Annotated in this window: 20 protein-coding genes, 2 tRNA genes, 2 rRNA genes and 1 other RNA gene; 12 read left to right on the forward strand and 13 right to left on the reverse strand. The window is 28.9% G+C overall.

Going from position 1 to position 25,589, the window contains the following annotated elements; all coding sequences use genetic code 11:
• Positions 1-39: 39 nt before the first annotated feature.
• Positions 40-2,373, forward strand: coding sequence for an endopeptidase La (lon, locus tag D9V69_RS02380; RefSeq protein ID WP_158356727.1), 2,334 nt, complete (start codon positions 40-42; stop codon positions 2,371-2,373).
• A 110-nt stretch (positions 2,374-2,483) separates the two neighbouring features.
• Complete coding sequence (locus tag D9V69_RS02385) at positions 2,484-4,355, forward strand: SurA N-terminal domain-containing protein (protein ID WP_158356728.1); 1,872 nt, start codon at positions 2,484-2,486, stop codon at positions 4,353-4,355.
• 88 nt (positions 4,356-4,443) lie between these two features.
• Here the strand turns inward: D9V69_RS02385 and queC are convergent, their stop codons facing one another.
• Positions 4,444-5,154, reverse strand: a complete 711-nt coding sequence (gene queC / locus D9V69_RS02390) for a 7-cyano-7-deazaguanine synthase QueC (protein WP_158356729.1) — start codon at positions 5,152-5,154, stop codon at positions 4,444-4,446.
• Positions 5,155-5,372: 218 nt separating this feature from the next.
• On the opposite strand from queC, the gene D9V69_RS02395 reads away from it, so the two are divergent.
• Positions 5,373-7,109, forward strand: a complete 1,737-nt coding sequence (locus D9V69_RS02395; protein ID WP_158356730.1) for a SmdA family multidrug ABC transporter permease/ATP-binding protein — start codon at positions 5,373-5,375, stop codon at positions 7,107-7,109.
• Positions 7,110-7,142: 33 nt separating this feature from the next.
• Positions 7,143-8,885, forward strand: a complete 1,743-nt coding sequence (locus D9V69_RS02400; protein WP_158356731.1) for a SmdB family multidrug efflux ABC transporter permease/ATP-binding protein — start codon at positions 7,143-7,145, stop codon at positions 8,883-8,885.
• Between the two features lie 4 nt (positions 8,886-8,889).
• Here D9V69_RS02400 and ffs read toward each other — a convergent pair.
• Positions 8,890-8,985, reverse strand: an RNA gene (gene ffs, locus D9V69_RS02405) — signal recognition particle sRNA small type.
• A gap of 191 nt (positions 8,986-9,176) precedes the next feature.
• On the opposite strand from ffs, the gene dnaX reads away from it, so the two are divergent.
• The 4 genes from dnaX (at position 9,177) to adk (ending at position 13,427) form a co-directional block, all read left to right on the forward strand.
• Entirely contained in the window at positions 9,177-10,262 is a 1,086-nt protein-coding gene (gene dnaX / locus D9V69_RS02410) for a DNA polymerase III subunit gamma/tau (protein WP_158356732.1), read from the forward strand.
• A gap of 90 nt (positions 10,263-10,352) precedes the next feature.
• Positions 10,353-10,682 carry a YbaB/EbfC family nucleoid-associated protein gene (locus D9V69_RS02415; RefSeq protein WP_158356733.1) on the forward strand — a complete coding sequence of 110 codons (330 nt, stop codon included), beginning with the start codon at positions 10,353-10,355 and terminating at the stop codon, positions 10,680-10,682.
• Positions 10,683-10,833: 151 nt separating this feature from the next.
• Positions 10,834-12,708 (forward strand): molecular chaperone HtpG, encoded by a 1,875-nt coding sequence (htpG, locus tag D9V69_RS02420; protein WP_158356734.1) that lies wholly within the window; start codon positions 10,834-10,836, stop codon positions 12,706-12,708.
• A gap of 71 nt (positions 12,709-12,779) precedes the next feature.
• Entirely contained in the window at positions 12,780-13,427 is a 648-nt protein-coding gene (gene adk / locus D9V69_RS02425; RefSeq protein WP_158356735.1) for an adenylate kinase, read from the forward strand.
• A 5-nt stretch (positions 13,428-13,432) separates the two neighbouring features.
• Here adk and D9V69_RS02430 read toward each other — a convergent pair.
• Positions 13,433-13,506 (reverse strand) — tRNA-Arg (locus tag D9V69_RS02430).
• A 156-nt stretch (positions 13,507-13,662) separates the two neighbouring features.
• On the opposite strand from D9V69_RS02430, the gene folD reads away from it, so the two are divergent.
• The gene (folD, locus tag D9V69_RS02435; protein ID WP_158356736.1) at positions 13,663-14,529 is read left to right on the forward strand and encodes a bifunctional methylenetetrahydrofolate dehydrogenase/methenyltetrahydrofolate cyclohydrolase FolD; all 867 of its coding nucleotides are present in this window, start codon (positions 13,663-13,665) and stop codon (positions 14,527-14,529) included.
• Positions 14,530-14,533: 4 nt separating this feature from the next.
• On the opposite strand, the gene cysS is transcribed toward folD, so the two are convergent.
• Positions 14,534-15,919: a cysteine--tRNA ligase gene (cysS, locus tag D9V69_RS02440; RefSeq protein ID WP_158356737.1), complete on the reverse strand. Its 1,386-nt coding sequence runs from the start codon at positions 15,917-15,919 to the stop codon at positions 14,534-14,536.
• Positions 15,920-16,103: 184 nt separating this feature from the next.
• Between cysS and ybeD the strand changes: the two genes are divergently transcribed.
• Complete coding sequence (gene ybeD / locus D9V69_RS02445) at positions 16,104-16,367, forward strand: DUF493 family protein YbeD (RefSeq protein WP_158356738.1); 264 nt, start codon at positions 16,104-16,106, stop codon at positions 16,365-16,367.
• A gap of 125 nt (positions 16,368-16,492) precedes the next feature.
• On the opposite strand, the gene cspE is transcribed toward ybeD, so the two are convergent.
• From cspE to D9V69_RS02480, 7 genes are all read right to left on the reverse strand, one after another.
• Positions 16,493-16,702, reverse strand: a complete 210-nt coding sequence (gene cspE / locus D9V69_RS02450; RefSeq protein WP_025369112.1) for a transcription antiterminator/RNA stability regulator CspE — start codon at positions 16,700-16,702, stop codon at positions 16,493-16,495.
• A gap of 211 nt (positions 16,703-16,913) precedes the next feature.
• Positions 16,914-17,028: ribosomal RNA gene (gene rrf, locus D9V69_RS02455) — 5S ribosomal RNA — on the reverse strand.
• 107 nt (positions 17,029-17,135) lie between these two features.
• Positions 17,136-20,054, reverse strand: a 23S ribosomal RNA gene (locus D9V69_RS02460).
• 157 nt (positions 20,055-20,211) lie between these two features.
• Positions 20,212-20,283, reverse strand: a tRNA-Glu gene (locus tag D9V69_RS02465).
• Between the two features lie 123 nt (positions 20,284-20,406).
• Positions 20,407-21,252, reverse strand: coding sequence for a shikimate dehydrogenase (gene aroE / locus D9V69_RS02470; RefSeq protein WP_158356739.1), 846 nt, complete (start codon positions 21,250-21,252; stop codon positions 20,407-20,409).
• Positions 21,245-21,772: a Sua5/YciO/YrdC/YwlC family protein gene (locus D9V69_RS02475; protein WP_187308316.1), complete on the reverse strand. Its 528-nt coding sequence runs from the start codon at positions 21,770-21,772 to the stop codon at positions 21,245-21,247. The genes aroE and D9V69_RS02475 overlap by 8 nt, the downstream gene beginning before the upstream one ends.
• Positions 21,773-21,869: 97 nt before the next feature.
• Positions 21,870-22,343 (reverse strand): DUF494 family protein, encoded by a 474-nt coding sequence (locus D9V69_RS02480; RefSeq protein WP_158356741.1) that lies wholly within the window; start codon positions 22,341-22,343, stop codon positions 21,870-21,872.
• Positions 22,344-22,590: 247 nt separating this feature from the next.
• Here D9V69_RS02480 and def point away from each other — a divergent pair, with 247 nt between their 5' ends.
• Together def and fmt are read left to right on the forward strand one after the other, a co-directional pair.
• On the forward strand, positions 22,591-23,094 hold the full coding sequence (def, locus tag D9V69_RS02485; protein WP_158356742.1) for a peptide deformylase: 504 nt from the start codon (positions 22,591-22,593) through the stop codon (positions 23,092-23,094).
• A gap of 23 nt (positions 23,095-23,117) precedes the next feature.
• Positions 23,118-24,062 (forward strand): methionyl-tRNA formyltransferase, encoded by a 945-nt coding sequence (fmt, locus tag D9V69_RS02490; protein ID WP_158356743.1) that lies wholly within the window; start codon positions 23,118-23,120, stop codon positions 24,060-24,062.
• A gap of 75 nt (positions 24,063-24,137) precedes the next feature.
• On the opposite strand, the gene rplQ is transcribed toward fmt, so the two are convergent.
• Both rplQ and D9V69_RS02500 read right to left on the reverse strand, forming a co-directional pair.
• On the reverse strand, positions 24,138-24,530 hold the full coding sequence (gene rplQ / locus D9V69_RS02495; protein WP_158356744.1) for a 50S ribosomal protein L17: 393 nt from the start codon (positions 24,528-24,530) through the stop codon (positions 24,138-24,140).
• Between the two features lie 41 nt (positions 24,531-24,571).
• Positions 24,572-25,561 (reverse strand): DNA-directed RNA polymerase subunit alpha, encoded by a 990-nt coding sequence (locus tag D9V69_RS02500; RefSeq protein ID WP_158356745.1) that lies wholly within the window; start codon positions 25,559-25,561, stop codon positions 24,572-24,574.
• Between the last annotated feature and the right edge of the window lie 28 nt (positions 25,562-25,589).

The following is a 25,589-nucleotide window of genomic DNA, read 5'->3' on the forward strand; positions in this document are numbered from 1 at the left end:
AAACAAAACCAGCCGAAATTCAAAACAAGAGAGAGTTCTATGAATTCTGAGCGTTCTGAACGCATAAAAATTCCAGTTTTACCATTAAGAGATGTAGTTATATATCCTCATATGGTGATTCCATTATTTGTAGGTAGAAAACAGTCAATTAAGTGTATTGAAACATCTATGAATAATGATAAAAAAATCATGTTAATAGCACAAAAAGAAGCATCTAAAGACGAACCCAATACACATGATTTATTTAAAGTAGGAACTATTAGTTCCATTTTACAAATGTTAAAACTACCAGATGGCACAGTAAAAGTATTAGTGGAAGGATTGCAACGTGCTTCCATCATCAATTTGATTAATGATGGACAGCATTTTATTGCAGAAGTAGAATTAATTATTTCAACTAGTGTGTTGAATAAAGAAGAAGAAGTATTAGTTCGAACCACAATTCATCAATTTGAATCTTATATAAAACTAAATAAAAAAATCCCATCAGAGATATTAAATACCTTAAATAATATTACAAGTTCAGAAAAATTAGCAGACACTATTGCTGCTCATATTCCTTTAAAGTTACATGATAAACAATCTGTTTTAGAAATATCTAAAGTAAGTGAAAGATTAGAATTTTTAATGGGGGTCATGGAATCAGAAATCGATTTGCTACAATTAGAAAAAAAAATCAGAAATCGCGTTAAAAAACAAATGGAAAAAAGTCAAAGAGAATACTATTTAAATGAACAAATTAAAGCAATACAAAAAGAACTTGGCGATACGGATGAAATAATAGATGAAAATAAAGTTTTACAACGCAAAATCAAAGAATCCAAAATGCCAAAAGAAGCCAAAAAAAAGGCAGAGTTAGAGCTTCAAAAATTAAAAATGATGTCACCTATGTCAGCAGAAGCGACAGTGGTAAGAAGTTATCTTGATTGGATGATACAAGTACCTTGGCATGCGACAACAAAAATAAAAAAAAATATTGAAGAAGCTAAAAACGCTCTTGATATAGACCACTTCGGTCTAGAAAAGATCAAAGAAAGAATTTTAGAGTATTTAGCTGTACAAAATAGAAAAAATAAAGTAAAAGGTCCTATTTTATGTTTAATTGGACCACCAGGTGTAGGAAAAACTTCATTAGGAAAATCTATTGCCAGGTGCATAGGTAGAAAATATATTAGAATGGCTTTAGGTGGAATTAGAGATGAAGCTGAAATTAGAGGTCATAGAAGAACATATATCGGTTCTATGCCCGGAAAACTGATTCAAAAAATGATAAAGGCAAAGGTAAAAAATCCTTTATTATTATTAGACGAAATTGATAAAATGTCTTGCGATATTAGAGTTGATCCAGCATCTGCTTTGCTAGAAGTATTAGATCCAGAACAAAACGTAGCATTTAATGATCATTATTTAGAAGTAGATTATGATCTTTCCGATGTCATGTTTATTGCTACAGCTAATTCTATGAACATACCTGCTCCATTGCTGGATCGCATGGAAATTATTCATCTTTCTGGTTATACTGAAAATGAAAAGCTCAATATAGCAAAACGATATTTATATCCTAAGCAAATCGAAAGAAATGCTTTAAAACCAAAAGAATTAACAATTACTGATAATGCTATAATAAATATTATTCAATATTATACCCGAGAAGCAGGTGTACGTAGTTTAGAGCGTGAGATTGCTAAAATCTGCCGAAAAGTAGTAAAAGATTTATTATTAAATAAATCATTAAAACATGTCGAGATAAGCAAAAAAAATATCAAAAAATATTTAGGAATAAAACGTTATGATTATGGACGAACTAATCAGAAAAATGAAATTGGACAAGTGATTGGACTGGCTTGGACAGAAGTTGGTGGAGAATTGTTAAATATTGAAACAGCATGCGTTGCAGGAAAAGGAAAATTAAATTATACAGGTTCTTTAGGTGAAGTAATGCAAGAATCCATTCAAGCTGCCTTAACGGTTGTGCGTTCTCAAGCAAATCAATTAGGAATCGAAAAAAGTTTCTATGAAAAACATGATATTCATGTTCATGTACCTGAAGGAGCAACTCCAAAAGATGGACCAAGTGCTGGTATAGCCATGTGTACAGCCATAGTATCATCATTAACAAAAAATCCTGTTAAATCAGATGTTGCTATGACCGGAGAGATTACATTACGCGGGCAAATACTAGCTATTGGTGGATTAAAAGAAAAATTACTGGCTGCACATCGAGGAGGTATTAAAACAGTGTTAATACCTTATGAAAATAAACGTCATATAGAAGACATACCAAAAAATATTATTTCAAGGTTATCAATACATCCAGTAAAAAATATCCAAGAAGTCTTGAACTTATCTCTCGAAAAAAAACCTTATATTTAATCATCTTTATGAATAAATAAATACAGTATAATTCGGCTGACAACAATGTCAGCCTTGAGAACATGTTAAAAAAAATTTACATGATATTTAAAATTTAGGATCATTATATTATGACTAAAAATTTAAAATTGAGATCAAATCATATTATAGTGAAATGTATTTTAACGATTTTAATTTTATGCTTTTTGTTTAGTACTATGAGTGGTTACATGCATCAAAATGTTGAACAATATATAGCCACAGTAAATGGTGAAAAAATTAGTTTAACACTCTTTCAAAATATGTATGCTATCGAACAAAAAAGACAAAAAAAAATCTTAGGAAACAAGTTTAAAACATTTCAAAAAAGTAAAAAATTTAAAAACGATACTTACAAATATGTATTATTTCAATTAATTAATAATGTTCTTTTAGAACAATACACAAAAAAAATTGGATTAGACATTAATGATAATAAAATAAAAAATATTATATTAAATTCTAATTTATTTCAAAATAATCAAAAATTTGACAAAGAAAAATATTTTCAATATCTATCATCAGTTAATTTAACGCATCAAGAATACGTCAATTTAATTAAAAAAAAGATGAACACTGAATATATTATCGATGCTATTGCTGACAACAATATTCTTTTAGAGAAAGAAAAGATACAAATAATAAAATTGCTGTCTCAAAAAAGAATGATTAAAGAAGCAAAATTAGACGTCCATAATTTTGAAAAAACACAAAATGTAACTGATTTAGAAAAAGAGAATTATTTTAAAAAAAATAAAAAATATTTTTATCTTCCAGAAAAATTTAAATTAAATTTTATAAAAATTCAATTAAATAATTTTCAATCTACATGTAATAAAAATGAAATTACCAAATGGTATTTGAAAAACACTAAAAAATATTCTACCAAAGAACAAAGACAATACAGCCTGATTCAAGTACAAAAAAAAGAAGATGCTTTATCAATAATATCTGCATTAAATAAAAACAAGGCTAACTTTTCAAATCTCGCTAAAGAAAAATCGATAGACCCTATTTCATCTAAAAATAATGGAAATCTTGGTTGGATGTTTTTAGATGCAATACCAGATGAAATTAAACAAGCTAAATTAACCAAAGAAAACCAAATATCTACTCTTATTCCATTTAAAAATAGCTTTTTAATTATTAAACTAAATAAAATTCTAAAAAGTCATAAAAAAAAACTTAAAGAAGTATATAACACTATTGAAAAAGAAATAAAACATCAAAAATCTTTATTTTTATATCATCAATTACAAAATACAATATCTAGCACAATAAAAAAACATCCACATCAGTTAGATTTAATTCTTAAAAAAAATAATCTTGTTTTTCAAGAAACAGATTGGTTCGATTTGAATTCTATTCCTGATGAATTAAATATACCTATTGTAAAAACAATGATTTTTAATAAATCTGTAAAAAATAAATATTTTAAAAAATCACAACAATATTCACATTTAATTATTTTAAATAAAAATCAATCTTTTTTAATAAAAATTCAAGATTTTAAAAATAAAAAAATGCAAAAATTTGAAGATGTTAAAAATGACATTATAAAAAAAATCAAATTTATAAAAGCAATAAAAGCAGCAAAAGAAATGTCAAAAAAAATATTATTCAATTTACAACAAGGCGATGAAAGTTTATTTAAAAGATTTAATCTCAAATTTCAACATGTACAAAATCTGTCTCGTTACGATAATAATCCTATCACATCTATAGTCTTTTCTTTGCCACATCCAACAAATAGAAAACATGAATATGCTTTATATCAAGATCAAAACAAAAATATAATTATTATAGCACTTGAAAAAGTTTATTATGAAGATTTTTATGAAAAAGAAAAAAAAATGATTATTGAATATTTAGAAAAAAATAATACTGAAATGATAATTAGTGCTCTTCTAAAAAACCTTCATGAAACATCAAAAATCACATATGAGACAATAAAAAACATGTAATTTAATATAAAGTAATATTTTAAAATATAAATAAATTCTATTTAAATAGAAAATGCACAATTAGAATATTTTATTTAATGTGAATTATCTATAACAATTTCATTTTTTGTTTCATTTTGTGCATATAATAAAAACGATTTGAGTTCCATTTATCAAAACCTTTTTTTCGAATGATACACGCTTGACATTTACTACAGCCTGATCCTTTAATACCCTGATAACAAGTAACTGTATCATTTAAAATTATATCGAGAACATTACAATAGTCTGAAAGAGCCCATATTTCTGATTTATTAAGATGCATGATAGGGATTTCAAAATCGATATGACAACACATGCCTATTTTAATGACATGATTCATATTTTTAATAAATTCATATCTGCAATCAGGATATCCAGAAAAATCAATTTCATTCACACCTAAAACAATTGAATTAATATCATGACTATAAGCATATATTGAAGACAAAGTTAAAAACAAAATGTTACGTCCAGGAACAAAAGTGCTAGGTAATAAATTATCAATTGGATGATTTTTATCAAGCGCAACACTTTGATTTGTCAAACTACTAATAGATAAGTTTTGTAAATATTTCATGTCTAAAATCAAATGATTTTTTATACCTAATTTTTCTAAAATTATCCTAGAAGCTTGAATTTCAGATTGATGCAATTGATTATAATTAAATGTTATACAAGAAATATGTTTACATTGGTAGATGTAATAGGCCAAGCAAGTTGTTGAATCTTGTCCTCCGCTGAAGACAATTAATACTTTTTCGTTTATTTTATCATTCATAATTGTAGGATATAATATATTTATAAAAATAGAATAGGGTATAATATTAGATGTAATTTAATAAAAAACTTTATTAAAAGATTAATTTTGATATTTTTTATATAAAAAAAACATTGCGCATATTATTACATAAAATAGTTATTTATTAAAAATTTTTAGTAACTTTAATAGTGCACATTGTAGAATTTTAATAGATATTTAACTTTTAGGATTTTTTTGTGAAATTGTTTAAGCAATTACAATGGTTTTTTATAAGAGAAAAAAAAAGATATTTAGGTGCAATTTTATTACTGATATTAATTTCTGTATTACAACTATTGCCACCTAAAATCGTTGGAATTTCAATAGACTTAATAATTAAAAAAAAAATACATGGATTTCAAATTTTACCTTGGATTTCTATAATTGTATTAATCTCCATAATTGTATACGTATTAAGATATTTGTGGAGAATATTATTATTCGGAGCTTCTTATCAATTAGCTACAGAATTAAGAGTAAAATTTTATTCTCATCTTAGTCAACAAAGTCAAAAGTTTTTTCTAAAAAACAGAACTGGAGATCTAATGGCTAGAGCAACAAATGATGTTGATCGAGTTGTTTTTGCTGCAGGAGAAGGAGTATTAACTCTTGTAGATTCATTATTTATGGGTTGTTCTGTGTTAATTATCATGAGTACTCAAATTAATTTCATATTAACATTAATATCTTTAATACCTATGCCTATTATGGCTATTTTAATTAAAAAATATGGCAATAAACTACATGATACTTTTCATCATGCTCAAAGATCGTTCTCTTTATTAAACAATCAAACACAAGAAACTTTAACTAGTATCAGAATGATTAGAGCTTTTGGTTTAGAAAAAAATCAAGCAAAAAAATTTAACAAAATTGTTCATGAAGCAGGAAAAAAAAACATGGACGTTGCTAAAATAGATGCGTGTTTTGATCCTGTTATTTACCTATCAGTAGCTTTTTCCAACTTACTTGCTGTAATAGGCGGTGGATACTTAGTATGGAATGACAAAATTACTATAGGAGAATTAACTAGTTTTATTATGTATCTTGGATTAATGATTTGGCCAATGCTCGCATTAGCATGGATGTTTAATATAGTTGAAAGAGGTAGTGCAGCTTGGGATAGAATATATGCTATTTTAAATCAAGCATTATATATCAAAGATGGAAATCAAAATATCCCCTATACTTCAGGAACAATAAATATTAATATTCATTCATTTTATTATCCAAAAACCAATATTCCATCTTTAAAAGATATCAATATTGTTGTAAATCCAGGAAAAACATTAGGTATTTGTGGCCCTACAGGATCTGGAAAAAGCACACTGCTAAAAGTTATTCAAAGACATTTTAATATTCAAAAAGGCGAAATATTTTATCATTCTATACCGTTGTTCAAATTAAAAATTGATGACTGGAGACAACGCATTGCAGTTGTCAATCAAAATTCTTTCTTATTTTCAGATAGTGTTTTTAATAATATTTCTTTAGGTAAATCTAATACTTCGCAAAAAGAGATCGAGGCAGCTGCTAAATTAGCTGATATACATAAAGACATTATAAATTTTCCTCAAGGCTATAAAACACAAGTCGGAGAGCGCGGAGTTATGTTATCAGGAGGTCAAAAACAACGTATATCTATAGCACGTGCACTGTTATTAAATTTAGAAATATTGATATTAGATGATGCATTATCAGCAGTAGACAATCAAACAGAAAAAAATATTTTATATAATATTTCTCGATGGAAAAAAAATGGACATTCACTAATAATAACAGCACATCGTTTATCTACATTATCTATATCCGATGAAATAATAGTAATGCAACATGGAAAAGTTATACAAAAGGGAAGTCATATTGAATTAATTCAAGAAGATAATTGGTATAAAAATACGTATTTACACCAAAAAATAGAAATGGAAAACTAGAGATTATTGAAAAGCAGGTGAAAAATTTATAACATGGATCATTTAATAACATTTTGGCCAATTTTTAAACGTTTAATAGTATATCTAATACCCTTTAAAAAGAAATTCATTATAGCTCTATTCTTGCTGTTAAGCGGATCTATAGCAGAAGTCTTAGGACCTGTTTTGATCAGTTATTTTATTAATAATATTTTATCTAAACATCAATTACATTTAAAAATTATAGCTTTTATAATAACAATATATATTTTATTGCAAATAATTTCTGTTTTTTTGAATTATTTTCAAAGTATTTTTTTTAATAAAATAGCTGTAAAAGTTATCAATAAAATACGTCAAGATGTAATGGACGCCGCCTTAAAACAACCAATCAGTCAATTTGATTCTCAACCCATTGGACAAATGATTTCAAAAGTCACAAATGATACAGAAGCAGTCAAAGAAATATATGATACTGTTGTGCCTACATTATTTAAAAGTGTAACATTAATTTTCATAATATTGTTTACTATGTTTACTTTAGAATGGCGTATGGCAATTATTGCACTATGCATATTACCGATCATTGTTACTATTATGTTTATATATCAAAAATATAGCACACCACACTTAAGAAGTGTACGCAGTTATTTAGCTGATATCAATAATAAATTTAACGAAACTATTAATGGAATGAATGTTATTCAACAATTTAGACAACAAAAAAGATTCGAAAATAGCATAAAAAACAGCAGTGAACAACATTATATTGCACGTATGAAAATATTAAAACTAGAGGGTATTTTATTGAGACCTCTTCTGAGTTTAGTATCGGCTTTAGTATTATGCAATTTTATTTTATTGTTTAGTTATTTTCAAATTGGAGCATTTGAAGTAGGTTTACTTTATGTATTTATCACTTACCTTGGAAGATTAAATGAACCATTAATATCTATTACTATACAGCAATCTCTACTACAAAAATCTATTGTTGCCGGAGAGAGAATTTTTTCTCTTATCGATTCACCAAGACAAAAATATGGCAACGATAAAAGCACTTTAAACAGCGGAAAAATTACAATTAACAATGTGAGCTTTAAATATAAAAATTGTACAAAAAATACACTCAAAAACATTAATATGACAATAAATTCAAACAGTTTTGTCTCCTTTGTAGGTGCTACAGGAAGTGGAAAAAGCACTTTAGCAAATCTATTAATGGGGTATTACCCTATAAAATATGGAACAATATATTTAGATGATAAACCTATTGATTCAATTAGTCATTGCATTTTGAGAAAACATATCTTAATGGTACAACAAGATCCAATTATTCTTTCAGATACTGTTTTTGCCAATATTACATTAGGAAGAGAAGCTTCTGAAGAACAGGTTTGGAAAATATTAGATACTGTGCATCTATCATCTTTGGTAGAATCTATGCCAAAAGGAATTTATTCTATTTTAGGAGAAGAGGGTAATAATTTATCTTCAGGTCAAAAACAATTGTTATCTATGGCAAGAATTTTAATAATTCCTCCTAAAATACTTATATTAGATGAAGCAACAGCCAATATTGATTCTGAAACAGAAAAATTAATTCAACAAGCATTATTATCTATTAGAAACAAGTCAACATTAGTTGTAATTGCACATAGGCTTTCAACAATTCTTGAATCTGATGCTATTGTAGTTTTAAAGAATGGAAAAATTGTTGAAATTGGCAGGCATGAAGCACTGTTAAGAAATAAAAGTGTGTATTATAAAATGTATAAATGTCAATCAAATAAAAATTAGGAGATTCTGTTAGCGAAGATCAAGCACCTGTATTAGCTGAACTGGCTGCTTCTTTCCAAATCTGACCAAATATTCAATTTTACAGTGCTTGAGACTAACAGAATACTCCATATTAATTATTACAGAATTAAAAATTTTTATCTATTAAAAGATGTAATCTTATTGTATATATCAAATCTATAAAACACAACTAAAATTTGTAATAAAATTATTTGATTAAAAAATATTTTAGATAAGATATAAGTTCTTTCATTAATAAAAAATCTTCTTAAATACTTTTGAAAAAAATATATGAACTATCAAATCTTAGCAAGAAAATGGAGACCGCAATCTTTCAAAGATGTGATTGGTCAAAAAAATATTATACAAGCTATATCTAATGAATTATCCTTAGGACATATTCATCAGGCATGGCTATTATCTGGAACAAGAGGAATTGGAAAAACAACTATTGCTCGATTAATTGCAAAAAGCTTAAACTGTCAAATAAATATTACATCTAATCCTTGTAGAAAATGTATTGTTTGTAAAGAAATAGAACAAGGGCTATCTTTAGATGTTCTTGAAATAGATGCAGCTTCTAGAACGAAAGTAGAAGATATGAGAGAAATACTAGATAACATCTATTATTCTCCAAATAAAAGTCGATTTAAAATATATTTAATAGACGAAGTGCATATGCTTTCTCGTCATAGTTTTAATGCTTTGCTTAAAACACTTGAAGAGCCACCGGAACATGTCAAATTTATTTTAGCTACAACAAATATAGAAAAAATTCCTAAAACTATCATATCTCGTTGTTTATGTTTTAAACTAAAAGCACTTTCTGAAGAAAAAATTTTTAACTTATTAAAATATATTTTAAAAAAAGAATGTGTTTTATTTGATGAAGAAGCATTAAAAAAAATATCTTATTATGCGAGAGGTAGTATACGTGATGCACTTAACTTATTAGAACATGCAATTAATTTAAGTCATCAATATGTAGATGCAAAACATGTAACAGAAATGTTGGGTATTCCTTCTGAAGAACATTCTTTCTTATTAACTCATGCATTATTAAAAAAAGATTCAAAAAAACTAATGTTTTTATTAAATGAAATGAGTAATATGGAAATAGAATGGGAAGAAATATTAACAGCTATTTTAAGAATTTTATATTGCATTTCTATTTTACAAGATTTTCCATTAACATGGGGACAAAGTATGCTAGAAAATCATAAAATTGCAATTCAAAAATTAGCAAAAATCTATAATAGACAAATTATTCAATCATGTTATCAAATTATAATTAATGGAAAAAAAGAGTTAAATTTTTCTCCTACTCCAAAAATAGGAGTAGAAATGACACTATTACGTGTTATAAGCAATATATAAAAATAATACTGTACATTCATTAAATAATAAAACATTTACAATAAAAATATAACAAAATGTTTTTTTATTAAAAAATCAAGAGAACAGATAATGTTTAATAAAAATAGTTTAGGAAGTTTAATGAAACAAGCACAACAAATGCAGGAAAAAATGGCTAAAATACAAGAAGAAATATCTAAAATAGAAGTCACTGGTGAAGCGGGTGCAGGTTTAGTTAAGGTAACTATTAATGGAGCCCATAATTGTCGCCGAGTCGAAGTAGATCCTAGTTTATTAAAAGATGATAAAGATATGTTAGAAGATTTAGCTGCCGCTGCATTTAACGATGCAGCCAGAAGAATCTCCGAAGTACAAAAAAAGAAAATGTCTTCCATATCTAGCGGTATGCAATTACCAACAGGTTTTAACATACCAGTATAAAAAATAAAACGAATACATCAGTTGGTAGATTGATTGCATGAATTTTAATATCTATTATAATTATTTTTTAATTAAGGCAATGATAACATTACTGAATCTTAATAAGCATTATTTATAAAAAATCAAACATAATTATAAAAGAGATGTCTAAATGAACATAAAAAAAACAGAGATGTACACTTTTCAATCAGAAGTAAAACAATTACTACATTTAATGATTCATTCGTTATATTCTAATAAAGAGATTTTTCTAAGAGAATTAATCTCTAATGCTTCAGACGCAATAGATAAATTACGCTTTGCTGCTATATCTTCTTCAGATTTATATGAAAATGAAAATGATCTAAACATTCAAATATCTGTAAATAAAGCTCAAAAAACATTAATTATTAGTGACAATGGTATTGGAATGACTCGGCAAGAAACAATCGATAATCTTGGAACTATTGCTAAATCTGGAACAAAAGCATTTATTAATTCTTTAAAAGAACAAACAAACAAAAAAAATGAACTTATTGGAGAATTTGGAGTCGGATTTTATTCTTCATTTATTGTCTCAGATAAAGTTTCTGTTAGAACTAGATTTGCTGGTCATGATCCTACAGAAGGAACATTATGGGAATCTTCAGGAAAAGGAGAATATCATGTTACAAATATTACTAAAAAAAATAGAGGAACAGAAATTACTTTGTTCTTAAAAAAAGAAGAAGAAGAATTTTTAGAAACATGGCGTATTAAAAACATTGTTAGTAAATATTCTGATCATATTACTGTGCCAGTCAACATACAAAATTATGATGAAGAAAAAAAAACATATTTTTGGGAACAAATCAATAAAGCTAAAGCATTATGGACATTAAAAAAGTCTTCTATTACTCACGATGAATATAAAGATTTTTATAAACATCTCACAAACGATCAAAATAATCCATTAGTATGGAGTCATAATCATGTAGAAGGAAATCTAGAATACATTAGTTTGTTATACATTCCTGAAAAAGCTGCTTGGGATATATGGAATCGAGATAATAAACATGGATTAAAACTATATGTAAAACGTGTATATATTATGGATAATTCTCAAGAATTTCTTCCTAACTACTTGCGTTTTGTGAGAGGATTGATTGATTCCAATAACTTACCGTTAAATGTTTCTCGTGAAATATTACAGGGCAATGCTATTACCCATAATTTAAAAAAAGCATTAACAAAAAGATCTTTGAATATGCTAGATAAATTATCGCGCGATTCTCAAGAAAAATATCAAATATTTTGGAACCAATTTGGTATTGTTTTAAAAGAAGGCCCTGCAGAAGATCATGATAATCTTAAAAAAATTTCTAATCTATTACGTTTTGCATGTTCTCAAAATAATAGTTCTGAGCAAACATTATCTTTACAAAAATATGTTGATAATATGATCGAAAAACAAGAAAAAATATATTATATTACAGCAGATAGTTATATCTCAGCAAAAAATAGTCCTCATTTAGAATTGTTTAATAAAAAAAATATAAATGTTTTGTTACTATCAGATAGAATTGATGAATGGATGATGAATTACCTTATTGAATTTGAAGGGAAAAAATTTCAGTCCATTAGCAAAGAAGATTCTTCAATTCAGACGTTTTCAGAAGAGAAAAAAATAAAAAATACTGATCTGCCAAAAAATATTATTGAATTTTTAAAAAAAGTTAAAAAACATCTTGGAAATCAAGTAAAAGATGTAAGAATAACATATCGTTTGACAGAAACTCCATGCGTTGTTCTCAGTGATTCGAATGAAATGACAACACAAATGGCTAAATTATTTTCTGCAGCAGGTCAATCTGTTCCTGAATTAAAATATATTTTCGAAATTAATCCTGAACATGCACTAATAAAAAAAATTTGCTCTATTCAAAATGAAACGCAATTTAAAGAATGGATTACATTATTATTAGAACAAGCATTGTTATCTGAAAAAGGAAGTTTAGAAAATCCACATCAATTTATTGCAAGAATGAATAACTTATTACTGCAATAAAAAATAACGATTACTACTATATTATAGTAGTAATCTCGATCAATTAACATTAATTTTTAATAATTAACATTATGCGTATTATTTTACTTGGTGCCCCTGGAACGGGAAAAGGAACACAGGCAAAGTTTATTACAGAGAAATATTATATTCCTCAAATATCTATAGGAGATATATTAAGAAGAAAAATGAACTTGGAAAACAATGTTAAAAAAAATATTCAAGATCGAATGGAATCAGGAAAATTAGTATCTGATATTGTTGTATGTAATTTAATACAAGACAGAATTCAACATGAAGACTGTAAAAATGGTTTTTTATTAGATGGATTTCCAAGAACGATACCACAAGCGCATTATTTATATGAAAATAAAACAATGATAGATTATGTATTAGATTTTATAATGCCATATGAAGATATATTAGAAAGAATATCTGGAAGAAGAATACACATGAAATCAGGACGTGTGTATCACATAAAATTTAATCCACCAAAAAATAAAAATAAAGATGATATTACCGGAGAACCATTAAGTATAAGAAAAGATGATAGAAAGGAGATTTTAACCACAAGATTAAAAGAATATACAAAACAAATAAAACCGTTAAAACAATATTATTTAAAACAATCTTTAAAAAAAACATTAAAATATTTTCAAATCAATGCTAAAGCATCAATGATTGATATTCAAGAAAGCATTAAAAATGTTTTAAAAGATTGATATTTTGCGTTCTACAGGATTCGAACCTGTGACCTACGGCTTAGAAGGCCGTTGCTCTATCCAACTGAGCTAAGAACGCAGAAATATATTAAATTCAAAAACAAATTTAACATTAAAGTAATATATATGCAACTGAATTAAGATTAATATTAATGTCTTTTTATAAATTTATATAAAAATATTTGTATATATAATACATAAATAATTTTAAAAAAATAGATAGAGTTACTTAATAATGCCAGCAATAATTATAGATGGTAATAAAATAGCAAAAGCAATACAATTAAATATTTTACATAAAGTTAACGAGAGAAAAAAAAAAGGTAAAAAAGTTCCTGGATTAGCTATGATCATAATTGGAAACAATATTCCTTCTCAAATTTACGTGAACAATAAAAAAACAGCATGTAAAAATGTTGGTTTCATTTCTCAATGTTGGCATTTTCCTATCAATGTTGATGAAATAGAAATATTAAATTTAATCAAAAAATTAAATCAAAATAATGAAATTGATGGAATTTTAATACAACTACCTCTTCCTAAACATATTAATCATATAAATATTTTAAGAAGCATTGCTCCAAATAAAGATGTTGATGGATTTCACCCATATAATACAGGTTCTTTGTGTCAAAGAACGCCTACTCTAAGGTCATGTACTCCAAGAGGAATTATTACAATGTTAAAACATAATAATATCAAAACTCATGGGTTACATGCAGTCATGATTGGTGCTTCTAATATAGTTGGTAGACCGATGAGTTTAGAATTACTATTAGCAGGATGTACAACTACGGTTACCCATCGTTTTACAAAGAACCTAATACATCATGTTAATAATGCTGATCTACTCATTGTCGCAGTGGGAAAACCAAATTTTTTAAAAGGAGAATGGATTAAAAAGGGTTCTATAGTCATCGATGTTGGAATCAATCGTTTAAAAACTGGTAAGATTGTAGGTGATGTAGAATTTGAAACAGCATTTTTAAAGGCTTCTTATATTACTCCTGTACCAGGAGGTGTTGGTCCTATGACGGTAGCTACATTACTACAAAATACATTAGAAGCTTGTGAAAAAAATAATGATGTTAAAAGAAATTAAAACTTTATTTTTTATGCCATATTGTTTTATCCGGTAAATCTTCTATAATGATATTTAATGAGGCTAATTTATTTCTTATATCATCTGCTTCTTTCCATAATTTTAATTTTCTTGCCATGTTTCTTTTTTCTATCAAATTGTCTATTTTTTCAGACGTAGATATATGTAAAATACTTGTTTGTTTTAAAAAATCTTCAGGATTTTGTAAAAATAAACCTAAATAATTTCCTAAAGATTGCAATCTAAAGGCTAATTTGTTTGCTTTTAATAAGTCTTTTTTCTTAAAAAAATTTATTTTTTTGGCTATTTGAAAAAAAACAGAAAACACTTTTGGTGTATTAAAATCGTCATTCATAGCTTGATAAAAATCCATTTCAAAATCCATACCTTCATCACAATTTCTAAGAGGATTCGTATTATAAAGTGATCGATAAAGATATTTTAAAGACATGTATGATTTGTGTAAATAATTTCTGCAATAATATAGAGGATGACGATAATGAGTTGATAAAAAAAAATATCGTAAAACTTCTGAGTCATATTTTTTTAAAACATCTCTTAATAAATCAATATTGCCTAAGGATTTAGACATTTTATGATTATTTTTGATAATCATGCCAATATGCATCCAATATTTTACTATTGATTGATTATTTAAACAAATAGATTGTGCTCTTTCATTTTCATGATGAGGAAAAAGAAGATCGGTACCACCTCCATGAATATCAATTAAATTATTAAAAAAAATATCATTCATTGTTGTACACTCAATATGCCAACCAGGTCGACCATTGCCCCAAGGAGAATTCCAAAAAGGTTCATTTTTTTTAGCATTCTTCCAAAGCACAAAATCTAAAGAACATTCTTTTATGCTACCTGATAAAACATGTGATTTAGATGCTAAAGCATTCAAAGATTGACGAGATAGAACACCATAATCATTACAATTTTTTATCGAAAAAAGCACGTCGCCATATTTATTTACGTATGCATGTTGATTTTTAATTAATTGTCTGATGACATTGATGATATTGTCCATATAATCTGTTACACGCGGTTCTTGATCAGGAATAGCTATTTTTAATGCATTAAAATCTTTATGCATTTCATTAATCATAAAATTAGTCAAAATATTAATATCAGTTTTTTTTTGAAGTGCTTTTAAGATAATTTTATCGTCAATATCAGTAATATTTCTGACATATTTTACGTTAAACCCTATGCATTGTAGATAACGAATAATCATATCAAACGTTATAAAAGTACGCCCATGACCAATATGACAAAAATCATATACTGTCACTCCGCAAACATATATGTTTACTTGATTTTTATTGATAGGTTTAAATACTTCTTTTTTTTTGCTGAAAGTATTAAAAATTTTTAACATAATTTGTATCCTATAAAAAATATATTTTAAAGAAAATGATATAAAATATGTTATTTTCAATATTATCTATATAATAAAATAATTTATTATTATTTATTGAATATATTAAAAAATATTTTGATATTTTTAAAAAATCTAAAAAATTCATAATATTTTATTACAAAAAACAAATTTGGAATTAAGAATGAAAACAAAATTACGAGAAATATTACAATTCCCTTGTTTTTTTACTTACAAGATTATTGGTTTAGCTAAACCTGAACTTATTGATCAGATAATTAAAGTGATTCAAATACAAATACCTGGCGATTATACGCCTCAAGTAAAATCTAGCAATAGAGGTAATTACCTGTCTGTATCTATTACAATATGCGCTCAAAACTTTAATCAAATTGAAATTTTATATCATGAAATAAGTAAGATTAATATAGTTAGAATGGTTTTGTAAAACAAAAATTTAATTATTTATACATATATAAAAAAAATACATATATTCAATAGTACAGCCCTATCAAAGAGCCGTACTACAAAAAAATGTATTAATCAGTTATGTTTAAAAATGTAAATAAAACATTATAAACTAACAACATTAGCGGCTGATGGTCCTTTTGCTCCCTCAGTGATTTCAAACTCAACACTTTGACCTTCTGCTAAAGTTTTAAATCCATTACTTTGTATAGCTGAAAAATGAACGAAAACATCTTTACTACCGTCTTCTGGAGTAATAAAACCAAAACCTTTAGATTCATTAAACCATTTAACATTACCTTTAATCTTGGACATCTATATTACCTTCACATAAAAAATATACTACATTAAAAAAAGAATTCTAACTACTAATTGTTGTTTTTTGAATGAACTGTAAACATTCAAAATAACAACGATAAATATTACATTCTAAATATAACTACATCTAGATTTATTTTTATCTAGAATCTAGAAAGTAATTTATTTTAAATACAAAAAAACCCGAAAAAAATTTCGGGTTTTTTTTGCCTGGCTTTACCTACTCTTACACGGGGAGACCCCGTACTACCATTGGCGTTGTAGCATTTCACTTCTGAGTTCGGAATGGATTCAGGTGGTACCACTACACTATTTTTACCAGGCATTTTAATAAAATTAAAGTTATTTTTTAACTTATAACTTATAATAATTAATTCAGTAAAACAAGCATTTTGTGAATTTTATTTTTACAAAACACCTCTGGTGTTGCAAGGTTAAGCCTCTTGGGTCATTAGTACTAGTTAGCTCAACACATTACTGTGCTTACACATCTAGCCTATCAACGTCGTAGTCTTCAACGTCCCTTCAGTAAATATTTCTATTTCAGGGAAGACTTATCTTGGGGCAAGTTTCGTGCTTATATGCTTTCAGCGCTTATCTTTTCCGCATTTAGCTACCGGGCAATGCCATTGGCATGACAACCCGAACACCAGTGATGCGTCCACTTCGGTCCTCTCGTACTAGAAGCAGCCCCCCTCAATCTTCCAACGCCCACGGCAGATAGGGACCGAACTGTCTCACGACGTTCTAAACCCAGCTCGCGTACCACTTTAAATGGCGAACAGCCATACCCTTGGGACCTGCTTCAGCCCCAGGATGTGATGAGCCGACATCGAGGTGCCAAACACCGCCGTCGATATGAACTCTTGGGCGGTATCAGCCTGTTATCCCCGGAGTACCTTTTATCCGTTGAGCGATGGCCCTTCCATACAGAACCACCGGATCACTAAGACCTGCTTTCGCACCTGCTCGCGTTATCACGCTCACAGTCAAACTGGCTTATGCCTTTACACTAATCTCACGATGTCCGACCGTGATTAGCCAATCTTCGTGCTCCTCCGTTACTCTTTGGGAGGAGACCGCCCCAGTCAAACTACCCACCAGACACTGTCTCTGTACCGGATAACGGCACTAGATTAGAATACCAAATTTTAAAGGGTGGTATTTCAAGATTGGCTCTATTAAAGCTAGCGCCTTAATTTCATAGCCTCCCACCTATCCTACACATCAAAAATCAGAATTCAGTGTCAAGCTATAGTAAAGGTTCACGGGGTCTTTCCGTCTTGCCGCGGGTATGCTGCATCTTCACAGCAATTTCAATTTCACTGAGTCCCAGGTGGAGACAGCCTGGCCATCATTACGCCATTCGTGCAGGTCGGAACTTACCCGACAAGGAATTTCGCTACCTTAGGACCGTTATAGTTACGGCCGCCGTTTACCGGGGCTTCAGTTCAGAGCTTTAAGTTTCCTTTGACTCTTTCGATTAACCTTCCGGCACCGGGCAGGCGTCACACCGTATACTTCCACTTTCGTGTTTGCACAGTGCTGTGTTTTTAATAAACAGTTGCAGCCAGCTGGTATCTTCGACTAGTTTCAGCTAGAGGAGTAAATCCTTTTGCTTAATACTAGCGTGCCTTCTCCCGAAGTTACGGCACTATTTTGCCTAGTTCCTTCACCTGGGTTCTCTCAAGCGCCTTGGTATACTCTACCTAACTACCTGTGTCGGTTTGTGGTACGATTTAACATTACCTGATGCTTAGAGGCTTTTCTTGGAAGCATGGTATTAGTTACTTCATCACCGTAGTGACTCGTCATCATGCCTCAGATTAAAGATAACCGGATTTTCCTAGTTATCATACCTACACACTTAAACCAGGATAACCGTCACCTGGATAACCTAACCTTCTTCGTCCCCACTTCGCAGTAATATTAAGCACAGGAATATTAACCTGTTGTCCATCGACTACGCTTTTCAGCCTCGCCTTAGGGGTCGGCTTACCCTGCCCCGATTAACGTTGGACAGGAAACCTTAGTTTTTCGGCGAGCAGGTTTTTCACCTGCTTTATCGTTACTCATGTCAGCATTCGCACTTCTGATACCTCCAATACATTTTACAATATATCTTCATCGGCTTACAGAACGCTCCCCTACCCAGCAAAAAAAAATTTTTATGCTGCCGCAGCTTCGGTACATAGTTTTAGCCCCGTTAAATCTTCCGCGCAGGACGACTTGACCAGTGAGCTATTACGCTTTCTTTAAATGATGGCTGCTTCTAAGCCAACATCCTGGCTGTTTATGCCTTCCCACATCGTTTCCCACTTAACTATAATTTTGGGACCTTAGCTGGCGGTCTGGGTTGTTTCCCTTTCCACAACGAACGTTAGCACCCGCTGTGTGTCTCCCGTGATAGCATTCTACGGTATTCGGAGTTTGCATCGGTTTGGTAAGCCGGGATGGCCCCCTATCCGAAACAGTGCTCTACCCCCGTAGATGAATTCACGAGGCGCTACCTAAATAGCTTTCGGGGAGAACCAGCTATCTCCCGGTTTGATTGGCCTTTCACCCCTAGCCATAGGTCATCCGCTGATTTTTCAACATCAGTCGGTTCGGTCCTCCAGTTAGTTTTACCTAACCTTCAACCTGCCCGTGGCTAGATCACCGGGTTTCGGGTCTGTATCCTGAAACTTAACGCCTATTTAGGACTCGGTTTCCCTTCGGCTCCCCTATGCGGTTAACCTTGCTACAGAATACAAGTCGCTGACCCATTATACAAAAGGTACGCAGTCACATAATATTATATTGAATATGCTTCCACTGCTTGTACGTACACGGTTTCAGGTTCTATTTCACTCCCCTCGCCGGGGTTCTTTTCGCCTTTCCCTTACGGTACTAGTTCACTATCGGTCAGTCAGGAGTATTTAGCCTTGGAGGATGGTCCCCCCATATTCAAACAGGATTTCTCGTGTCCCGCTCTACTTTTTGAACCCACAATGAAAATTATTTCGTATACGGGGCTATCACCCTGTATCGCTGAATTTTCCAAGTCATTCTACTTTAATTAAACATTGATTATAGTTCTGGGCTGTTCCCTTTTCGCTCGCCACTACTAAGGGAATCTCGGTTGATTTCTTTTCCTCAAGGTACTTAGATGTTTCAGTTCCCTTGGTTTGCTTTATTAACTTATTTTATTCAGTTAATAATGATGCACATAATTGCATCGGGTTTCCCCATTCGGATATCGACGGTTATTGCGCTTCATATCAGCTTACCGACGCTTTTCGCAGATTAGCACGTCCTTCTTCGCCTCTGACTGCCAAGGCATTCACCATGTACGCTTATTTGCTTAACCTTACAACCCACAGGTGTTTCAAAAAAAATAATTGATTATGCTTGTTTTCCGAATTTTTAAAGAGCGTTTTATAATGAAAAACTTTTTTTTAAAATCTGTATTGAGAATAACACAATAATTTAAATTAGTATAGATTATTTTTAAAAAAAATTTTTTTCGTCCCCTAGGGGATTTGAACCCCTGTTGCCGCCGTGAAAGGGCGATGTCCTAACCTCTAGACGAAGGGGACTGTATGATGGATGATAATAAAAAAATTTTTTAACTTTCAATTAAGTAATAATATTAATTATTACAGATCCAAAAAAAGAGTCAAGTATTTTCTTTCTCATTAAGAAAAAATTAAAAAATCTATTTACTTAATAACATCATTTTGATGAACTAAACAAGTTTTTTGAAAGGTATTAATAATATCATCAGTATTAGGAAAAACATTATGCCATAAAAAAAAAGAATGAGCTGCTTGAAAAATTAACATTCCTATTCCATTAGACACATTAGTCATACCAGAAGCGATACATGCATCTAAAAAATACGTATTGTTTTTTTGATAATTCATATCATAAAAACAAGTACTTTGAGAAAATAAAGATAAATCAATCATGTTTTTGTCATACTGTGATGTCGCATTAATAACTAAATTAAACTTTTTTTCTTTTAATAAACATTTTTCAAACATACTAATCTTGCCAAATTGACTAAAATGTGAGATTAATTGTTGAGATTTTGATACAGTACGATTCAAAATAAAAACAGAGCATCCGAATGATAATAAAGGAAATAATATTCCTTTTGCACCACCACCCGCTCCTAATATTAACACTAAATCATTACATTTTATAAAATTTAATCGTTTTAAATCAGAAAATAATCCAATGCCATCTGTATTATCTCCTAAAATATATTTATTATCAATTTTTTTCAAAGTATTAACGGATTGAGAAATTTTAGCGCGATCAGTTAATTTATCAGCAAAAAAAAACGCTTCTTGTTTAAAAGGTGCTGTAATATTTGCACCTTGACCTTGATTTTGAAAAAAATCACGCAAAATAAAATAAAAATTATTTAATGGGACATGCACAGATTTGTATATATGCAAAATATCTGTTTGCTTTGCAAAATAACTATGAATATTAGGTGATTTACTGTGATTTACTGGATTTCCAAAAACAGCATAATTGTATTTTTGATTTTTAAACATGTCGAATTAAATTTCCATTAGTAATATTAATAATCGTAGAAGGATATTTTTCATTACCTATTTTTCCATGTAATACTGGAAAATCTTGACCAAAATAATTAAACAGTTCTTTATAAGTCTTGCTTGGATGCATATTTGTAATATTAGCGCTTGTAGAAATTAAAGCACTTCCAAAAGCATTACATAATTCTATTATACTAACATGGGCACTAATACGTACTGCTATAGTTTGAAATTTACCAGTTAACCATTTTGGAACTCCTGATCGTGCTGGAAGCAAAAAAGTAAACGGTCCAGGCCAATGCAAAAACATTCTCTTTTTTTGTTCCTTTGATAAATTGTCTTCATCAATGTACATTTTTATCTGATCAAAATTTGATGCGACTAATATGAATCCTTTTTCTATATTTCTCTTTTTTAAATATAATAACTTCATAATTGCATTTTTGCTATTAGGATCACAACCTAAACCAAACATTGATTCTGTAGGATATGCAATCACATTTTTTTCATGCAGCATATTTATACAATACATCAGGGATTTTAAATAAGAATGTTTATTCATACATCTTTTCTCGAAATAAACTTATTATATTTTTTTTGATAATTAAATCAATTTAATGAATTACTTCTTCTTTGAAATTAAATAACAGATTTTCTAATTTCTGATAAACGGATGTACACCCAGGAAGATTAAACAATACAATTAATATAATCCATTTTAAATCTTCCAGATTCAGTTCGTATACATCTAATTCCATAATTTTTTCAATAATCATTTCACGCGTATCTAGTGTTAAAATTTCTAATTGTTCCAAAAACAGTATAAAACCACGACAATCAGAATTTAATTTAAGAGATTCTTCTGTAGTGTAAATTCGAATAGACATTTTTTTTGATAAAGAGTTCATAGATGAAATAATATTCTTTTTGTAATAAGACAAATTTTTTAACCAAATTAAAGCATGCAAAATATCTTTTTTTTGAAAACCTATATTCGATAAATCATTTATTAAACTATTATAGTCAATAGATATGTTAGATTCACTATATATATAATTTTCAAATAAATATATTATTATATCAAACATAAGATCCTCGAACATATTAAATGTTGTTATTTTATAACAAATTTTATATAAAATTTTTTATATGTCTTATTAATACATAATATATAACAATATGCCATATAATTATCTATTTTTTAAATAAAAAATTTTTTAAAATAAATAATATTCTTTTATAAGAAAAAGCAAAAAACTATATTAGTCAATGTTAAATTATGATAAAACAGTTTATAATATTTTATTAAATTCAAAAATTTTAAACGTAAAAAATATGTCTTTGTTAAAAATACTATCTTATCCAGATGAACGTTTAAGGATGATAGCTAAGCCTGTAAACGACATTAATGAAAAAATAAAAACTATTGCAAATAATATGATTGAAACAATGTATCAAAAAAACGGCATTGGTTTAGCCGCTGTACAAGTAAATATTCCATTGCAGATTATCGTTGTAAAAAAAATGGAAAATCAAAAAAATGATTTAATTCTCATTAATCCTGAAATCATTAAAAAAAAAGGAAGCGTGAGTACAGAAGAGGGTTGTTTGTCAATTCCAGAATATCGTTCATCCGTTCCTAGATCAAAATATATAACAGTTAAGACATCGAATATATATGGAAAAGAAATAGAATTCGAGGCAACATCTATATTATCTATTTGTATTCAACATGAAATAGATCATCTTTATGGTAAATTATTTATTGATTATTTATCAAAATTTAAAAGACAAAGACTAAGAAAAAAAATAGAAAAAATGAATAACAAAAAGAAATAGTTTATTACAGGAATGATAAAAATTTGAACAAATTCAGAATTATTTTTGCTGGAACATCTTATTTTTCTGCTGAACACCTCAAGGCGCTGATTTCTGATTCAACATCTGTAATCGCAGTCATCACTAAACCTGATCTTCCTTCTGGAAGGGGAAATAAAATTCATTTTTCACCGGTAAAAATTTTATCAATCAAACATCGAATTCCCATTTTACAACCATTTAATTTAAACGATCAATCAGTATTTGATGTAATTAAATCACTTAATGCAGATATGATGATTGTTGTTGCTTATGGCAAAATTATACCAAAAAAAATTTTGACTATATTCCCAAAAGGATGTATTAACGTTCACGCCTCATTATTACCCAGATGGAGGGGTCCAACTCCTATTCAATCATCAATTGCTTATGGAGATAAAAAAACAGGTATCAGTATAATAAAAATGGATGAAAACATTGATACTGGTAGTATAATCCACTCCAAAGCATGTGATATATCATCTAAAGACACTACATATAGTTTATCTTTAAAATTGATACATATAGGAATTATAACGTTATTAGAAACTTTAAAAAAAATATCCAATAAAACTGTTTTTGAACGAAAACAAAATTTTAAAAACATCACTATATCAAAAAAAATTTATAAAAAAGATGCGCTCTTAGACTGGACTTTACCTGCTGCAAAATTAGAACGTTTAATTAGAGCTTTCAACCCATGGCCAATTTGTTATTTTATTTTAAAAGATAAAATGATCAAAGTTTGGGAAGCAATAGTCATTCCTAAATGGCAACGGCAAGATGTTGTAGGAGAGATTTTAATGGTTAATAAACATGGCATACAGATAAATACATCAGATGAAATATTAAATATTTGTAAAATACAACTACCTGGAAAAAAAATTGTTTCCGTTAAAAATATATATAAATCTAAAGAAAATATATTTAAAATTGGCGCTATTTTATAAAACATAATTCTGTCATTCAAAAATTTCATGGATATAAACAAGCAAACGGTATATTTCCGTTTGCTTTATAAAAAATTATTTTTGTTTCGTCATTGCTGTTTTACTTTTTTTAATACGATCAACTAATTCTATATAAGCCATAGGAGCTTTATCGCCTGCCCGAAAACCACATTTCAAAATTCTTGTATAACCTCCTGGTCTACTTAAAAAACCAGGACCTAATGTTTTAAATAGTTTTGCTACTATTAGATTATTTCGAATGCAAGAAAAAACTAATCTTCGATTTGATACAGTGTCTATTTTAGAACGAGTTATAATTGGTTCTACAACTCGTCTCAATTCTTTTGCTTTTGCAAGAGTAGTTTTTATGATCTCATGATCTAGTAGTGAACAAGTCATATTTTTTAACATCGCACTAAGATGGCTGCTGTTGCGATTTAATTGACGACCAATTTTTCTATGACGCATAAATGTATGTTCTCCAAGTCCTGTCTTTAACAAGATATTAATTATTCATCTAAAATATTTGACGGAGGCCAATTCTCTAATTTCATGCCAAGAGATAAATTTCTAGAAGCTAAAATATCTTTAATCTCAGTTAAAGACTTTTTTCCTAAATTAGGAGTTTTTAAAAGCTCAACTTCAGTTCTTTGTACCAAATCTCCAATATAGTGTATAGCTTCTGCTTTAAGACAATTCGCAGAACGAACTGTAAGTTCTAAATCATCTACAGGACGTAATAAAATTGGTTCAAATTCTGGTTTTTCTTCTTTAATTTCAGGTTCACGAACATCTCTTAAATCAACAAAAGCTTCTAATTGCTCAGCCAATATAGTCGCGGCACGACGAATAGCTTCTTCAGGATCGATAGTGCCGTTAGTCTCCATTTCAATTATTAACTTATCTAAATCTGTTCTTTTTTCTACACGAGCAGCCTCAACATTATAAGAAATTCGATCTATTGGGCTATAGCATGCATCCACTAATAAACAACCTATTGGTCTAGAATTATCTTCGGAATGAACTCGATAAGCCGCAGGAATGTAACCTCTTCCACGTTCAACCTTGATTCTCATAGAAATAGAAGCTTCTTCACAAGTTAAATTACAAATAACGTGTTCTGGTTTAATAATATCAACATCACCATCATGTATAATATCTGCTGCAGTAACGCAACTAATTCCCGATTTATTTAATCTAAGGAAGACTTCATCTTTGCCATGCACTTTTACTGCCAATCCCTTTAAATTTAACAAAATTTCTAAAATATCTTCTTGTATCCCTTCTTTAGTACTATACTCATGAAGAACACCATCTATTTCAACTTCAGTAACAGCGCAACCAGGCATAGAAGAAAGAAGAATTCTACGCAATGCATTACCAAGAGTATGACCAAAACCTCTTTCTAAGGGTTCTAAAGTGACTTTAGCATGAGTAGCGCTAATTTGTTCAATATCTACTAATCTTGGTTTTAAAAAACCTATAATAGAATTCTGCATGTAATCCTCTCTTGAATATTAAACTTTA

The organism is Buchnera aphidicola (Hyadaphis tataricae) (assembly GCF_005081445.1).
Taxonomy (GTDB): Bacteria; Pseudomonadota; Gammaproteobacteria; order Enterobacterales; family Enterobacteriaceae; genus Buchnera; species Buchnera aphidicola_AE.

Bases quoted from the DNA above. Each gene is read 5' to 3' on its own strand.
- lon (WP_158356727.1), top strand. From the start codon at position 40: ATGAATTCTGAGCGTTCTGAACGCATAAAAATTCCAGTTTTACCATTA.
- D9V69_RS02385 (WP_158356728.1), top strand. From the start codon at position 2,484: ATGACTAAAAATTTAAAATTGAGATCAAATCATATTATAGTGAAATGT.
- queC (WP_158356729.1), bottom strand. From the start codon at position 5,154: ATGAATGATAAAATAAACGAAAAAGTATTAATTGTCTTCAGCGGAGGA.
- D9V69_RS02400 (WP_158356731.1), top strand. From the start codon at position 7,143: ATGGATCATTTAATAACATTTTGGCCAATTTTTAAACGTTTAATAGTA.
- dnaX (WP_158356732.1), top strand. From the start codon at position 9,177: ATGAACTATCAAATCTTAGCAAGAAAATGGAGACCGCAATCTTTCAAA.
- D9V69_RS02415 (WP_158356733.1), top strand. From the start codon at position 10,353: ATGTTTAATAAAAATAGTTTAGGAAGTTTAATGAAACAAGCACAACAA.
- htpG (WP_158356734.1), top strand. From the start codon at position 10,834: ATGAACATAAAAAAAACAGAGATGTACACTTTTCAATCAGAAGTAAAA.
- adk (WP_158356735.1), top strand. From the start codon at position 12,780: ATGCGTATTATTTTACTTGGTGCCCCTGGAACGGGAAAAGGAACACAG.
- folD (WP_158356736.1), top strand. From the start codon at position 13,663: ATGCCAGCAATAATTATAGATGGTAATAAAATAGCAAAAGCAATACAA.
- cysS (WP_158356737.1), bottom strand. From the start codon at position 15,919: ATGTTAAAAATTTTTAATACTTTCAGCAAAAAAAAAGAAGTATTTAAA.
- ybeD (WP_158356738.1), top strand. From the start codon at position 16,104: ATGAAAACAAAATTACGAGAAATATTACAATTCCCTTGTTTTTTTACT.
- cspE (WP_025369112.1), bottom strand. From the start codon at position 16,702: ATGTCCAAGATTAAAGGTAATGTTAAATGGTTTAATGAATCTAAAGGT.
- aroE (WP_158356739.1), bottom strand. From the start codon at position 21,252: ATGTTTAAAAATCAAAAATACAATTATGCTGTTTTTGGAAATCCAGTA.
- D9V69_RS02475 (WP_187308316.1), bottom strand. From the start codon at position 21,772: ATGCTGCATGAAAAAAATGTGATTGCATATCCTACAGAATCAATGTTT.
- D9V69_RS02480 (WP_158356741.1), bottom strand. From the start codon at position 22,343: ATGTTTGATATAATAATATATTTATTTGAAAATTATATATATAGTGAA.
- def (WP_158356742.1), top strand. From the start codon at position 22,591: ATGTCTTTGTTAAAAATACTATCTTATCCAGATGAACGTTTAAGGATG.
- rplQ (WP_158356744.1), bottom strand. From the start codon at position 24,530: ATGCGTCATAGAAAAATTGGTCGTCAATTAAATCGCAACAGCAGCCAT.
- D9V69_RS02500 (WP_158356745.1), bottom strand. From the start codon at position 25,561: ATGCAGAATTCTATTATAGGTTTTTTAAAACCAAGATTAGTAGATATT.